Below are 14,146 nucleotides of genomic sequence, written 5' to 3' on the forward strand. Positions count from 1 at the left end.
CTTTTTGAATACACATTAATGAGCTTGCTATCCAACGATTTGGCAGAAGGGAAATTCAAAAATATTTTTGGAGATTATTCCGACTATTTGAGTTATGTTCCCACCAGTTTTGAACGGGAAATTGACATGTTGTTGATTTTCAATCATCCTAAAAATCCACAACAAATCATTGCCTATAATATTATAGAACTAAAAAAAGATAGATTCGACAAATCGGGCTTGAAACAGCTGCTGCAATACGAAGACTGGTTCCTGAGGAAAAAGGCACATGGAGATTCCTCCATGCTACGCACTACAGCCATAGCCCAAAAATTCGACAACGAGGTAATAAGCTACCTAAAAAAACGCAAAGAATATGAAAACAAATCGGTATCTCTATTAAAATACGAGTACATCTCCGACAACCTCAAACTAACTGAAGTTCCCTTTTAATTTTTACAAACCCAAACATACTGTCCCCAAATATCATCCCCTATGTGTCCATTTTTTAATAAATGTATCATAATGCCAAAGCCATTGAAATAAAATCACCTATACTTTTACCTAATATAGCCATCCCCGCATCGTGGGGATTTTTTAATTTATAACGCCCTTTTGCAGCACCATTTAAAGCATAATCATATCCGTTAATAGTTACTATGCACCAATGCTTCTGCCTACGTTCAATAATTACTTCATCAACGTAAAAAGGCCAATCACCACTATAATCGCATTTCTTTATCTTTTTTGATTTGAAATCAGGGTTGAAGTTTCTATTAAACCAATCCAACGCCGTCCGCTTGTGTATAGATTTAGGAGTTTCTTTATACTTTGTTGTATGCTTACGATAATCTGTTTTTCCGAAATTTTTTCCATACAACACTCCATAATCAAAAAAAGACCCTATCGTTAATTGTTTTCCTAACTGTCCTAATGTTCCCCAAATTATTTGTCTTGAAAGACTTGCTATAAATCGTTCAAAAATTTCCACAATATAATTTGTTGTTTCTTGGTATACTTCACCATCTAATTCTTTATTTACCAATCTTATAATAATCTGATTATCAGCATACTTCATTTTATTTTCAAATTTACGCCATGACTCTTTCGGATTTATCCCTATTTTGGGACTTCCGGTAATGACGTCAAAATTGTAATAGCGGGCAAATTTCCCAAATTCAGATAATATAAATAGAAGTTCTCTTAAATTTGCATTATCATTTATCAACAACCAATCTGATTCAAACTGAACAGGTTGGTAATGGATATAATAATTTGTCCTAATTTCTGTCAAAAGCCGTTCTAAATCATGTCCTAACGATTTTATATATGAAGAATCAGGCAGAGTTCCGTGCTTCTCTCTATAAGCCACACAGATATAAGTTTTCATGAAACGTTCAAATCCTTGTGACAAAAGTTGAAACGGCAAAAAATAGAAATCATTGACAAGGTTAATATTTTGAAGTTCTCCAAATCCTAACCCAATCAATTTACCAGCAGTCTCAAACTCTTCATTCAATGCAAAAAATTTTGCTACCTCTATTTTGTTCATATCTTATATTCTAAAAACCTTCGATAAATTTCCTCTTTCTTTCCCAATTTGCATATTTTAACGCATATTCAACTTTGGAATTAAGATATTTTTATGGGTATCAGTTTTATTCCCACATCTGATTTTTCCACAATAGAAAATATATTCCGCCACACAGAGGCCTCTAATAATCCTTCTTTTCATCAAAATGCTGGTATTCGCAATTCTTATACGAAAGACAAAAAGCATTATAAGATAAATTTTCCGTCCAAAAAACATTCATTACTTCAATGCTATTTTTGTCTTCCCAACCCCTGCCGTTCCGGTAATTATCAAAAAATCACTCTGACTGACCAATTGCCTGATCTTTTCCAACTCTTTCTCTCTATGCAAAATGTATTATTCAAAAGTGTTGCAATACCCTTAGACGCTTTATTATATTCGTCAACAAAAGTATGGACAGAAACAATTTGCCCTGTATCCAAAGGCAATCTCCTAAATACTCATGGACCAAATCCCTATGTTGCAGATGCAACTCTAATACCAAGGAATCAAGCATGTAAACTGTTAACCTGATTTTAATTTCCCCCAGTAGATGTTCCAAAGACTGAATTTCCTCTGTACTTAAATTGAAGTTTATACAAAGCATTATTTCTGCTATCCCATTTACCGGAATTTTTGTTTTCGTAGCATCGAGACATTTCTCTATATCTTCCTGCAATTTTGCAACACCTTTGGTAACATTGGTTGAGTATTCTACAAATACGTATTTACCATGAGACAACAAAAAAAGTATCAGGTGTTCCTTTTATTGTTTTTTGTTTTCCGCACTGACTTCCAACCCTCGAGAAAATACGATAATTCTCGTTCTTACGAATTAAGAAATTATCACATAGCTCTTGAAAAGCAGCTTCATTTATACTTGCAAGAGCATTTTCTATGGTTTGTAATCTACTCACTGGTTATCTTTCAACTTTACACAATTATTACATTACAGCAAAACAACCGAATTAATATAAAAACTTATATTAACCGAACCTCCTTCTTGTTTGTAAAACTAATAAATATTTGGAAACAGCTAAAATTATGTCTACTTAATAGTATTAAAAACTGCTGATAATAGCATTATAGATTTACTTTTCCCTGCTTCGTTTGGCATCTTATGGCAATAGAAATCATTTTTATGCCATGCCCAACCCCATATATTACAACCTAATCCCCTCCAAATCGTCGGGAACGTAGATGTTGCCGGAAAATTCAGAGGCGGCTTCGGCGGTGTAGGTGGTTTTGCGGATTGCCAGATTCCTATCCTCCGTATGATACAACACCAGATTCTTCACGCCCAGGCTCCCGGCAAGACGCCCGGCATCGCGGGCGGTGCTGTGATGCTTTTTATAAAAGAAGCACGGGAATGGAAGTTCTTCCGCTTTGCTTTTCAATGTTTTGAGGGAAACGGATAATTTGACTATTTTTGTCCAAATTCGTTTTGCCTATGATGGAATATACTATAAATCCGGTAGCATTCATCAGCGAGGAAACCGGAACAGACGGAACCTGTATCGGCCATTTATTGGCCTTGTTGGAGGAGGGGGCAACCATTCCTTTTATTGCCCGTTACCGAAAAGAACGCACCGGTAACATGGATGAAATACAAATCGGAAAGATTAAAACGCTTTATACCCGATTTCAGGAATTAGAAAAACGGAAAGCTACAGTTTTAGAAAATATCAAAGAACAGAATAAGCTGACAGAAGCCCTGGAACAACAAATCCGGACTTGCCGGGATTTACGTTTATTAGAGGACCTGTATTTGCCCTACAAACCTAAAAAACAGACACGTGCCGCAAAAGCCAGGAGCAAAGGACTGGAACCCCTGGCGGCTATTCTGATCAAACAGGAAAATGGGGATATTATCCCCAGAGCTGCCCGTTTTGTGAAAGGAGAAGTGAAAGACATTGAGGAAGCTTTGCAGGGAGCCGGAGATATTATGGCAGAATGGATGAATGAAAGTGAAACTGCCCGCAACCGCCTCCGGCGAATGATAGAACGGGAAGGTATGATTTTTGCCAAAGTACTCAAAGGCCAAGAAAAACAAGCAGAAAAATATACGGATTATTTCGACTATAAAGAACTGCTGAAACGGTGCCCGTCCCACCGCATGTTAGCTATCCGGCGGGGAGAAGCAGAAGGCATGTTAAAAGTAGGACTGGATCTTCCGGAGCCGGAAACACTGCAAATGCTGGAACGTATTTTCGTAAAAGCTGACAACGAAAGCGCCATCCGGGTAAAAATGGCAGTGAAAGATGCTTACAAAAGGTTGTTGTTCCCTTCGATTGAATCTGAATACCTCGCCTGGGGAAAACAAAAGGCGGATGAAGAAGCGATCCGGGTATTTTCAGAAAATCTCCGGCAATTACTATTAGCATCTCCATTGGGAAATAGGCGTGTCCTGGCACTGGACCCGGGATTCCGGACAGGATGTAAAGTGGTGTGCCTGGATGAAACCGGGAAGTTATTGCATAATGAAACAATCTATCCTCACCCTCCCCGCAACGAGGTCAGGCAAGCCTCCACCAAAATAATAAATTTAGTGGAAATGTACGACATACAAGCCTTAGCGATCGGAAACGGAACGGCAGGCCGGGAAACGGAGAATTTTATCCGGAACCTGCGATTTGAGCGCAAGGTGCAGGTATTTGTCGTTTCAGAGAACGGAGCGTCGGTCTATTCGGCTTCTCCTATTGCACGGGAAGAATTTCCGGATTACGACGTAACAGTCCGCGGAGCAGTTTCCATCGGCCGTCGCTTGATGGATCCATTGGCCGAGTTAGTGAAAATTGACCCGAAATCCATCGGCGTAGGACAATACCAACACGATGTAGATCAAGGAAAATTGAAAGAAGCCCTGGACCAGGTTGTGGAGTCCTGCGTCAACCGGGTCGGAGTAAATGTAAATACAGCCGGGAAATATCTTTTGATGCATGTTTCCGGCTTAGGTCCCGTCCTGGCCGAAAACATCGAGCAATACATCCGGGAAAACGGAGCATTGAAAAGCCGGGAGGAACTGAAACAGGTAAAGCGAATGGGAGCAAAAGCTTTTGAACAATGCGCCGGCTTCTTACGAATCCAGGAAGCGACAAATCCCCTAGACAATTCTTCCGTACATCCGGAAGCTTATTACATGGTGGAGAAAATTGCCCGTGACATGGAAGTAGAAGTAAAAGAACTCATCGGAAATGAAAAACTCTGTAATCAGATAAATATTCAGCGCTATGCAGATGATAAAATAGGCCTCCTGACCTTAACTGATATTGTGGAAGAGCTAAAAAAACCCGGACGCGACCCCCGTTCTATGGCAAAAGTATTCAGTTTCGCCGAAGGGATCCATACAATAAACGATTTAGAGATGGGTATGGTTTTACCGGGAATTGTAACAAACCTTACCAACTTCGGAGCATTTGTAGACGTCGGGGTACACCAGGACGGATTGGTGCATATTTCTGAAATAGCGGACCGCTATGTGGCCAATCCGGCAGAAGTGTTGTGCGTACATCAGCAAATAAAAGTGAAAGTGATACAATTGGAAAAAGAAAGAAAAAGAATTGGCCTTTCCATTAAACAAGTGGAAAATTAAGCCTAATAAAATAACAACTCTCATTTTGCTCTTGCAACCTATTCCGGCAAATCTCGTAATGGCGGGAAAAGGCCATGAAAAAAGAGCAAACCAGAAAAGATACATTTTACATTACCGGAATGAGTTGCGCCGGATGTGCTGCCCATGTGGAAAAAGCATTAGCAGCTACAAAAGGCATAAAAGAAGCCAAAGTCAATTTTGCAGCATCCACAGTGATGGTGACGTATGACCCGGAAATCGTAAATCCTACGGATTTACAACTCATTGTCCGGCAGCACGGCTATGAGCTGTTTCTCGAAGAAGAATCCCAAACAGACCCGACAGAGACAATCCGACTCCGGGACTATCAACAACTGAAATGTAAAACAGTATGGGCCATCCTGTTAACACTGCCTGTAGTTATTATCGGCATGTTTTTTATGCACATGCCTTACAGCAACTGGATTATGCTCTTTTTTACCATACCGGTGTTGTTTGTTTCTGGACGAAGTTTTTATGTGAATGCCTGGCAGCAACTAAAGCACGGCCATGCCAATATGGATACCCTGGTTGCCATCAGCACGGGTATTGCTTTCCTTTTCAGCCTATTTAATACCCTATGGCCCTATTACTGGACCACACGAGGCCTAGAATCACACGTATATTACGAAGCTGCCGCCGTTATTATCGCCTTGATTTTATTAGGCCGCCTATTGGAAAGCCGGGCAAAGGCCAATACTTCTTCTGCAATCCGCAAATTGATGGGATTGCGTCCCAAAACTGTGGTTCGGGTACTGGAAAACGGTACTGAGCAGGAAATTCCCTTGAAAGCAATACAACCGGGAGATATCCTGGTGGTAAAGCCAGGCAATCAAATTCCGGTAGACGGTACCGTCACAGAAGGTAGTTCTTTTGTAGATGAGAGTATGATTACCGGTGAACCCATCCCCGTAGAAAAAGTTACGGGAACTCCTGTGTTTTCAGGAACGGTAAATCAAAAAGGGAGCTTTCGGTTTATAGCGGAAAAAGTCGGAAGCGAAACGGTATTGTCACACATCATAAAAATGGTACAGGAAGCCCAGGGAAGTAAAGCCCCTGTCGAGCGTTTGACAGATAAAATAGCAGGTATATTTGTGCCTGTCGTGATAAGTATTGCCGTGATTACTTTCATCATCTGGATGCTGGCCGGCGGAGAAATGGCTTTTACCCGTGCTTTGCTGACCTCGGTAACAGTACTTGTCATTGCCTGTCCGTGTGCTTTAGGATTGGCCACCCCCACCGCTATTATGGTCGGAATAGGCAAAGGAGCAGAACACCACATTCTCATCCGGGATGCTGAAAGTCTCGAGCAACTATACCGTGTGAGTGCCGTAATTCTGGATAAAACAGGCACCATCACGGAGGGTAAACCTACAGTTTCGGCCATTTTCTGGACCCAGGAAGCAGACCATTCTGTTTATCTGCCCATTTTGCTACATCTGGAAAGCAAATCAGAACACCCTCTGGCAGATGCAGTAGTCACTCATTTGACAGAAAAAGGAATAACCTCTTCTTTGAAAGGGGAGTTTGAAAGCATCACCGGACAAGGCGTGCAAGGCGTTATAGACGGAAAGACTTTTTATGTAGGAAACCGCCGTTTGCTGGATGCTCATGATATCTACAGCACGACGGAACAGGATATTCTGGCCGATACTTGCAGTCTGGAAGGCAAAACGGTAGTCTATTTTGCCGACAGCCGACGAGTGTTGGCTCTAATTGTGATTGCCGACCGGATAAAAAAGGGAGCTGCGGATGCGATACGGCAGTTACAGAGAGAAAATATTAAAGTATACATGCTGACGGGAGACAATGCTATCACTGCCCGTGCAGTAGCAAAACAAGCAGGCATAAAACAATACGAGGCGGAGGTCATGCCTTCGGATAAAGCCGGCTTTATAAAAAAATTACAGCAACAAGGGCATGTTGTCGCAATGGCAGGAGACGGGATTAACGACTCTGAGGCATTGGCATTGGCCGATGTCAGCATTGCTATGGGAAAAGGTTCGGATATTGCCATTGATGTGGCAAAAATCACACTCATCACTTCCGACTTGCAAGCCATCCCCCAAGCCTGGAAATTATCCCGGCAAACAGTAACAGCTATCCGGCAAAATTTATTCTGGGCATTTATCTATAATCTTATCGGAATTCCTTTAGCTGCAGGCGTATTATATCCTTGCTGCAGTTTTTTACTGAATCCGATGATTGCTGCGGCAGCTATGGCTTTCAGTTCTGTATCGGTGATAACCAATAGTTTACGGATAAAAGCTAAAAAGATAGAATAAACCTGTCTCCTATCTATTTCGTATAAGAAAAACGGGATAATAATCATTATAAAAGTAACCAAATTATGAATCACGAAGAAAAGAAAAACATGCCTGTCTCCGATGAACCTGTAAAACCAAACAGATGCGGATGTAACAAACCGGGAAAAAGTCAGAAAATGGCAGAAGACCAAACGACGGAAAATGATATTGCAGGAGCTTCCCGGTATGAAAGAGTAGAAAGCGACCAGTCTACCGGAATTTTTGCCCAACAGACACAAGCATATAATAAAGCCATGGACAAAATCCAGGAAAATGATAACGAAAATGCCAAAGACAATCTTTCAGACTATATGGATGAATTGAAAGAAGAATCAGAGACTTTGAACGACCATCCAACTCCTTACGGAAATACCGAGGATTCCTCCGAATTCCCCTCTGAAGGGAAGTTCACCCCTCCCTATTAGAAATAAAACTCCTGCCATCCAGAATCCGGGATGACAGGAGTACATACCATCTCTCTTTCCTATTTCTTTTTCTTGAAAAGATTTTGCAACCCATCCAATAAATTTCCTTTTAATTCTTTTTCAGCTTCTTTAGTCACCCTTTTTATTGCCTTCGAAAGATCCGGTTTAATCACCGGTTTTGTCAGTGTTCCTTCTACTTTAGCATCCAAATCCAGTGATTCTATATTACCAGAACCGGGAATAGATTTTAACAAATTGTTGATGTCACTGCCGAAATATTCACGTCTGACAGTCATGGAAAGGGTGTAATCAAGCTGACCTCCGGCCGTCTGAGTACCGTAAATCGTGACAGGATTACCGGCAAAGGTTGTCTTAAAAGGCTCTACCCTGATATTCCCGTTTTCAAGTTTAAAATCAATTTTCAGGTGACTGATGCTCAATCTGCTGAGTTCCTCATTTTTCAAAACGCTGGCCAATTGATTCATGGCCGGATTATCTTTCAGCAATATTCCCTGCGATTCTACATAACCGCTCCCGTTAGCTGTGGTCATGACAGGGCTCATGGCCTGGTCCAACTGAGAAGAAAATTTCATGGAAGCGGAAATCCGCCCGTTACAATTCATGGCAATGGGTATACTCTGACGAATAAAGGTAAAAGCCTCATAAGCTTCATGGATATCAAAATGATTGACCTGCAGGTTAAAATCTACTTCCGGCGCCCGGGGATCACGCGTATTGTACCGACCATTCATAACCATATTCCCGTCCAGCATATCCATACTCAGATTTTTCAAAGTAGCTACGGCATTGGCCAGGCTCACCCGCCCTTTCACATTTTCAACGGTCAAACGGTCAAAAAGAAGAGTATGGATTTGAGTTGTAAAATGGATATCTATATTTTCGGGTATTTCCAGAGCACCTTCTGTTACAGGAGTTCCTCGCTGCGATGTCCGAGATGCCATGGACACAGTATCTTTCCGGGCCGCCTGCATCTGAGCGATGATAAATTCATTCAGATTGACTTTCGTAGAATTTAAAGAAAAATCCCCCTTTAAAATCCCGTTTCTGAAAACATAGGGCAAATAACCGGACAAATCTCCCTGTAAAACAAAATCTGAAGAAAAAACATTCGCCTGGAACTGATTCAGCTTTAAAGAAGCTGGAGTAATCAGAATTTGGCCCCGAGGTATCGAAAAGCCCTCCGGAAACATGGAATTGACAAACAAAATATCCTTGAAATCCACGTTTCCTTTGGCAACGAACTTCTCATACTGCTCATTTTCAATGTATTTATACATCCCTTTAAAAGTGACATCCGTATTAACGACTCCTTCAAGCCTAACTTCTTTTAAAGGCAAAGCTTTTTTCAAATTAGCAAAATTGAGGGTCCCGACCGCCCCGCCGTTCAATTGAGGGTCATGGGGATTTCGGATGTACAGAAACAAATTGAAAGGATTATCAGCAATAGCAAAACTCATCTTTTTCAAGTTGATTTGCATGGAATCCATAGGGCCACCTGGATGAGTCATGTTTAAATCCATATTGATATTTTGAACGGATTCCGGTAATCCAGGATATTGAATCATCGCCCCGTTTACCTGCAAATTCACCTGAAAAGCCGGCCAATGACCGGTGTAATAATCCCCTTTTACGGTTGCATTTAATTTAAAATCACCGTTTGTCTTCAAGTCTTGAATACACTCCCGGAAGGCCTTGGGAATCAAAGCCAGCAAGCTTTCAAATTGTGTCTCGGGAGAATCCAGCTGCAGATCCATCCGGTATTTATCAGGAAAAACGGCTAAATTTCCGGTTAGGTTGAGTTTGAGGTCATTCATGGTAAGGTCATTCTTTTCAATCTCAAAAACCAAATCCTGCAAATCTGCCTTTATGATAGCCCGCCAATCCAAACCAACCTTATTTAACCATACACTGTTCCGGTGACGCAAAGAAATATCTTTCACAGACAATGATAAATCCGCCAACGTGCTTCTTTCAGAAAAATTTCCCTTCAATTTCAAATCCAGATGCTCCATGCGGAAATAAGTGGAATTTTGATAATCCAGATCATTGATAAAGAGATTATCGATGTGTATATCACTCAATTGCAAACTTTTACCGGCAAACCCTTTTCCCTCAGCCGGAACAAAAGCCCCGGGAGCTGAAGTACCTGTATTATCCTGTATCAGAACATCCCAATTTTTATATCCGGCAGTGTCAGTAATCAGATTTAAACGACAATCCTTCAACAAAAAACGGTTCACAACAACTTCTTTACCGCTAAGCAGGGATTTTAAATTGACGGAAGCCTCAATGCGCGGAATATTCAGCAACGTATCTCCTGAAAATCTTTCACGACCTATAAGCGAAACCTCTTCCAAGGTTACGTTCAAATCCGGAAAACTCCTGAACATACTCAGGCTCATATCTCCAATTTTTAATTCAGCCTTGGTATGGCGAGATATATGTGTTTCAACAAGTTGCAAAATATCCCCCTTAAATAAAAAAGGAATTAAAAACAATAAAACCAGGATTATACCCACAAAAGCAGAAAAAAGAAGGACACATTTTTTCATAGTAAAACAATTTATTGTTTCGAACGGCTGACTTCTGACAAAGTTATAAAAGCCGGAAAAACTATTTGAAATAAGGTTTAATTTTTTTCAGTCTATAGCCCGGCAATACTCCTTTAGCCTCCAATAACCGGTAAGAAAGATTCCCGTATTGTTGTTTCGCCTTAAAAATCATTTTAACATCTTCATATTCGAGGTAAGGATGTCTCAATACAGCCTTAAAATCCAGGCTATCCAGATCACGTTTCACGATTCGGGTGGTATCTACACAGAAAAAAGAGGAGGCCGAGTCCACATCAAAATAAGCCATCTTTAACTCTTTCAATTGTTTTAAACTATAATATCCCCCGAGACGTTCCCGGTAACGGATTATTTTAGAGGCATAATAGGGTCCGATGCCTCTGACTTTAAGCAAGGCCATACTATCGGCAGTATTGAGTTCCACAAGCAGACCGGATTTCTTATTTTGCCTTATAGGAATAACCTGCTGACCGGAATCAGTATGTAAAATAAGACTATCGTGGAAAATCTCCGCCGCTACAGGCAACAGAAATAACCCGGAATCGTCAGGCAGAAACTGCCTGGGAAAGATTAATAAAACCATAATCAAAAAAAGCAGGACGACCACTCCTTTCCTTTCAGATGCATTAAAAATCATAGCACACAGATATTAATAGAACCTATTTGTAATTTACGACAAATGAAAGAAACAACCAACAAGAAAAACCAATTACAGCATTAAAACTTCCACTACGCACCCAAGCTCATCCGAAACGAAAAAATAGCACTTATATTTTTTGTAACTAATAAAAAATGCCCTATATTTGCACCCGCAATCCGGAAGGTATTGCGGTTTGATTCGCTAGCTCAGCCGGTAGAGCACAACACTTTTAATGTTGGGGTCCTGGGTTCGAATCCCAGGCGGATCACTGAAACGCTGGACAGAAATGGACAGTAAATGTACAACTCCTACAATATCAAGGTATTGTAGGAGTTTTTCTTTGTATAATGTCTGTGACCTAAGACACGAAAAGGTCACAAAAAGACACAATTTCGTGACCAATTCGTGACCTGTCCACCCTCTAAGATTTTAGGTCACGGAATGTCTTAAATTGGCGGTTTGTTGTCTTGATTTGTCCGTACTGCAAATATCTCATTTTCAGTTTATCAATTTAAGTTTGTAACTAAAAAAAAGAGATTATGAGAAGTACTTTTAAGCTACTCTATTTCGTCAAACGAAATGCAGTAAAGAAGAACGGTAATGCACCGATTATCGCACGTATCACTATCGACCAAGTTGTAGCCCAGTTTAACACCAAGTTGGAAATAAATCCGGCTCACTGGAGCGTGGAATTAGGCAAGGCTTCCGGCAGAACCGCAGAAGCCGTACACATCAATTCCATGCTGGAAAGTATTCGTAGCACAGTTCATCAACATTACCATGCGTTAATGGCGCAAGACGGATATGTAACCGCAGAACTGGTAAAGAACGCTTTTTTAGGCAAGATAGCAAGGGAACGGACTTTGATAGAGTTCTTCAAACAGCACAACGAACAGTATTTGCAAAAGGTTAAAATGAATACCGCAGACAAAACCTACTCACGTTATGAACTGACAAAGAAACGACTTATGGAGTTTATGAAGTTTAAATACTCCGTTTCCGATATGCTCATTAAAGATATAAATGTGGTATTCATTGAAGATTTCCTGTTGTATATCAAGAATAACTATGGGTGCAGCCATAATACGGCTATGAAGTTCGTACAACGTTTTCGCACGGTAGTAAACTTTGCCAAGAATACGGGTTTAGTGACTGCCGACCCTTTCGGGAGTTATCGGGTAAGGTTTGAACGTACCGATAGGGATTATCTGACTATGGAAGAAATTACCACCATTTACAACCACGAGTTTAGCTCTAAACGGTTGGAGCAGGTACGTGATTTGTTCATTTTCAGTTGTTACACGGCACTTTCCTACATTGATGTATGCGAGTTAAGGCAGGAGGACATTCGTACCGGATTTGACGGTAATTTGTGGATTATACGGAAAAGACACAAAACAAATGTTACATCTACCGTCCGATTGCTGGATATACCAAAAGCCATATTGGAAAAGTACAAAGACAAATTGCCAAACGGTAAGATTTTACCAGTTATCAGCAATCAAAAAATGAATGATTACTTAAAAGAAATCGCAGCCATTTGCGGAATTGAAAAGACCTTGACCTATCATGTAGCGCGCCATTCGTGCGCCACTTCGGTGCTGCTCGCCAATGGTGTACCTATTGAGACAGTATCTAAAATTTTAGGTCATACTAATATCCGGACTACTCAAATTTATGCGAGGATTACCGATTTGAAAGTAAGTGGCGACATGGAAATGTTGGCTCAAAAACTGGACGTTCCAAATCGTACTGCCAGCCGTTAAAATCGTGTTATCGTCAGATAACAGCAAGGTGTGATTTGTGGCACACAAATCTGTTTTCCGTGCCGCAAAACACCTTGGGCAAATTCACTCCGAAGTCGTGTTGCCAATGAAAGAAAGACATTCCCTAACTAAAAATTTTTTCGCTCGTCGGGACGGGTGGTCCCGCCCCTTGCCGCTGGGCGTTCCCCGACCGATGAGTTTATTTCTGTAATTCTACAATCTTGTTTTATTGAAATATTGATAGCTTGATTGATTGAAAGCAAGATTTCAATATGGCAGGATTGAATGAAAACAATAAACCATTCAATATTGATTGAAATACTGAATGGTTTATTTATTGCCAAGAATATAATTACTTGCGAAAATAAAATAAAACTCGCATCATGTATCGTTTTCATCCATTCTTCGGAGCAGACTTTTTTGCAATGTTTCCAAATACCGAGTTCTATTTATCTTACGGCTTCGCATTTCCAAATAAGAATGATATAAATCACCAATATCTATACTGAACACATTTTCAAAATATCCTGCAATCTCTTTTAAAGTAGCCGTTCCTTTATTAAAATCCCCATTCGCTTCTAAAGCATAAATCAGTTCTACCAACGCCCTTTTAGAGCCAGTCCAACGCAAAATAGTTTCTACAACCTGTCCGTTATCCGCTTTGCGCTGTACAATACGCTCCAATTCTTGCAATCTGTTAGTCAAATAGATTTTCAACAGTTCGTTAGTAATAATTTTAGCCACTTTAAAATCATATCCGGTTGAATATAGAGGGTCTTTATCAATATGGGAACTGTCTGTACATATTCGTAAATCGTTTTGGTTTCGGGTAAAATAGTATCTATCCAAATAAGTAGATTTAGAACGGTAATACTGGTAAAAGTCCAAATTCCTACTGAAATAGAATGTTAAACTATTTAGTTCATTGTACAGATATTCTTTTTGCGCAACATCACTACCTGTTGGGAATTTGCTTTCTATAACATAAATTTTGTTGTAGTACATATATTTACTTAATACTTCCGGCTTTAGTTCTTTAAAGAAATAGATTTCTTCCGCCTCGTCCCTAAACTGATAATTTACTGTATACTTCCTAAGTTCATCACACAAAGGTCTAATAAAACGCATCATGTGTAACGCCCTATCAATCCCTATACATTCGTCAGAATTAGAAATATTTATTTCGGTCTGTATCTGAAAGAGTAATTTACTAACGTAGCTTTTAATTGCTGCATATTCCATACTCACAACATATT

Annotated in this window: 9 protein-coding genes, 1 tRNA gene and 1 pseudogene; 6 read left to right on the forward strand and 5 right to left on the reverse strand. The window is 40.3% G+C overall.

Annotation, left to right across the window (positions count from 1 at the left end; genetic code table 11):
- Nucleotides 1-18 precede the first annotated feature (18 nt).
- Nucleotides 19-432, forward strand: coding sequence for a hypothetical protein (locus D1136_RS10155; protein ID WP_161877523.1), 414 nt, complete (start codon nt 19-21; stop codon nt 430-432).
- Nucleotides 433-499: 67 nt separating this feature from the next.
- On the opposite strand, the gene D1136_RS10160 is transcribed toward D1136_RS10155, so the two are convergent.
- Both D1136_RS10160 and D1136_RS10165 read right to left on the reverse strand, forming a co-directional pair.
- Nucleotides 500-1,531: a hypothetical protein gene (locus tag D1136_RS10160; RefSeq protein WP_161877524.1), complete on the reverse strand. Its 1,032-nt coding sequence runs from the start codon at nt 1,529-1,531 to the stop codon at nt 500-502.
- A gap of 1,184 nt (nt 1,532-2,715) precedes the next feature.
- Nucleotides 2,716-2,907, reverse strand: a pseudogene (locus D1136_RS10165) (MBL fold metallo-hydrolase); the annotation flags it as partial.
- Nucleotides 2,908-3,005: 98 nt separating this feature from the next.
- Here D1136_RS10165 and D1136_RS10170 point away from each other — a divergent pair.
- The 3 genes from D1136_RS10170 (at nt 3,006) to D1136_RS10180 (ending at nt 7,893) form a co-directional block, all read left to right on the forward strand.
- Nucleotides 3,006-5,144 carry a Tex family protein gene (locus tag D1136_RS10170; RefSeq protein WP_161877538.1) on the forward strand — a complete coding sequence of 713 codons (2,139 nt, stop codon included), beginning with the start codon at nt 3,006-3,008 and terminating at the stop codon, nt 5,142-5,144.
- Nucleotides 5,145-5,218: 74 nt separating this feature from the next.
- On the forward strand, nt 5,219-7,447 hold the full coding sequence (locus tag D1136_RS10175; protein WP_161877525.1) for a cation-translocating P-type ATPase: 2,229 nt from the start codon (nt 5,219-5,221) through the stop codon (nt 7,445-7,447).
- Between the two features lie 65 nt (nt 7,448-7,512).
- The gene (locus D1136_RS10180; RefSeq protein ID WP_161877526.1) at nt 7,513-7,893 is read left to right on the forward strand and encodes a hypothetical protein; all 381 of its coding nucleotides are present in this window, start codon (nt 7,513-7,515) and stop codon (nt 7,891-7,893) included.
- A 59-nt stretch (nt 7,894-7,952) separates the two neighbouring features.
- Here D1136_RS10180 and D1136_RS10185 read toward each other — a convergent pair whose 3' ends face one another.
- Together D1136_RS10185 and D1136_RS10190 are read right to left on the reverse strand one after the other, a co-directional pair.
- Nucleotides 7,953-10,466, reverse strand: coding sequence for an AsmA-like C-terminal region-containing protein (locus D1136_RS10185; protein ID WP_161877527.1), 2,514 nt, complete (start codon nt 10,464-10,466; stop codon nt 7,953-7,955).
- 61 nt (nt 10,467-10,527) lie between these two features.
- Nucleotides 10,528-11,121, reverse strand: a complete 594-nt coding sequence (locus D1136_RS10190) for a helix-hairpin-helix domain-containing protein (protein WP_161877528.1) — start codon at nt 11,119-11,121, stop codon at nt 10,528-10,530.
- A 198-nt stretch (nt 11,122-11,319) separates the two neighbouring features.
- On the opposite strand from D1136_RS10190, the gene D1136_RS10195 reads away from it, so the two are divergent.
- Together D1136_RS10195 and D1136_RS10200 are read left to right on the forward strand one after the other, a co-directional pair.
- Nucleotides 11,320-11,392 (forward strand) — tRNA-Lys (locus tag D1136_RS10195).
- 271 nt (nt 11,393-11,663) lie between these two features.
- On the forward strand, nt 11,664-12,890 hold the full coding sequence (locus D1136_RS10200) for a site-specific integrase (protein ID WP_046146156.1): 1,227 nt from the start codon (nt 11,664-11,666) through the stop codon (nt 12,888-12,890).
- A gap of 381 nt (nt 12,891-13,271) precedes the next feature.
- Here D1136_RS10200 and D1136_RS10205 read toward each other — a convergent pair whose 3' ends face one another.
- Nucleotides 13,272-14,132 carry an RteC domain-containing protein gene (locus D1136_RS10205; protein ID WP_051572934.1) on the reverse strand — a complete coding sequence of 287 codons (861 nt, stop codon included), beginning with the start codon at nt 14,130-14,132 and terminating at the stop codon, nt 13,272-13,274.
- Nucleotides 14,133-14,146: the final 14 nt, after the last annotated feature.

The organism is Odoribacter sp. Z80 (assembly GCF_009935865.1).
GTDB lineage: Bacteria > Bacteroidota > Bacteroidia > Bacteroidales > Marinifilaceae > Odoribacter.

Coding starts and splice junctions, on each gene's coding strand:
- D1136_RS10185 (WP_161877527.1), bottom strand. CDS start 10,466: ATGAAAAAATGTGTCCTTCTTTTTTCTGCTTTTGTGGGTATAATCCTG.
- D1136_RS10190 (WP_161877528.1), bottom strand. CDS start 11,121: ATGATTTTTAATGCATCTGAAAGGAAAGGAGTGGTCGTCCTGCTTTTT.
- D1136_RS10155 (WP_161877523.1), top strand. CDS start 19: ATGAGCTTGCTATCCAACGATTTGGCAGAAGGGAAATTCAAAAATATT.
- D1136_RS10200 (WP_046146156.1), top strand. CDS start 11,664: ATGAGAAGTACTTTTAAGCTACTCTATTTCGTCAAACGAAATGCAGTA.
- D1136_RS10160 (WP_161877524.1), bottom strand. CDS start 1,531: ATGAACAAAATAGAGGTAGCAAAATTTTTTGCATTGAATGAAGAGTTT.
- D1136_RS10205 (WP_051572934.1), bottom strand. CDS start 14,132: ATGGAATATGCAGCAATTAAAAGCTACGTTAGTAAATTACTCTTTCAG.
- D1136_RS10180 (WP_161877526.1), top strand. CDS start 7,513: ATGAATCACGAAGAAAAGAAAAACATGCCTGTCTCCGATGAACCTGTA.
- D1136_RS10175 (WP_161877525.1), top strand. CDS start 5,219: ATGAAAAAAGAGCAAACCAGAAAAGATACATTTTACATTACCGGAATG.
- D1136_RS10170 (WP_161877538.1), top strand. CDS start 3,006: ATGGAATATACTATAAATCCGGTAGCATTCATCAGCGAGGAAACCGGA.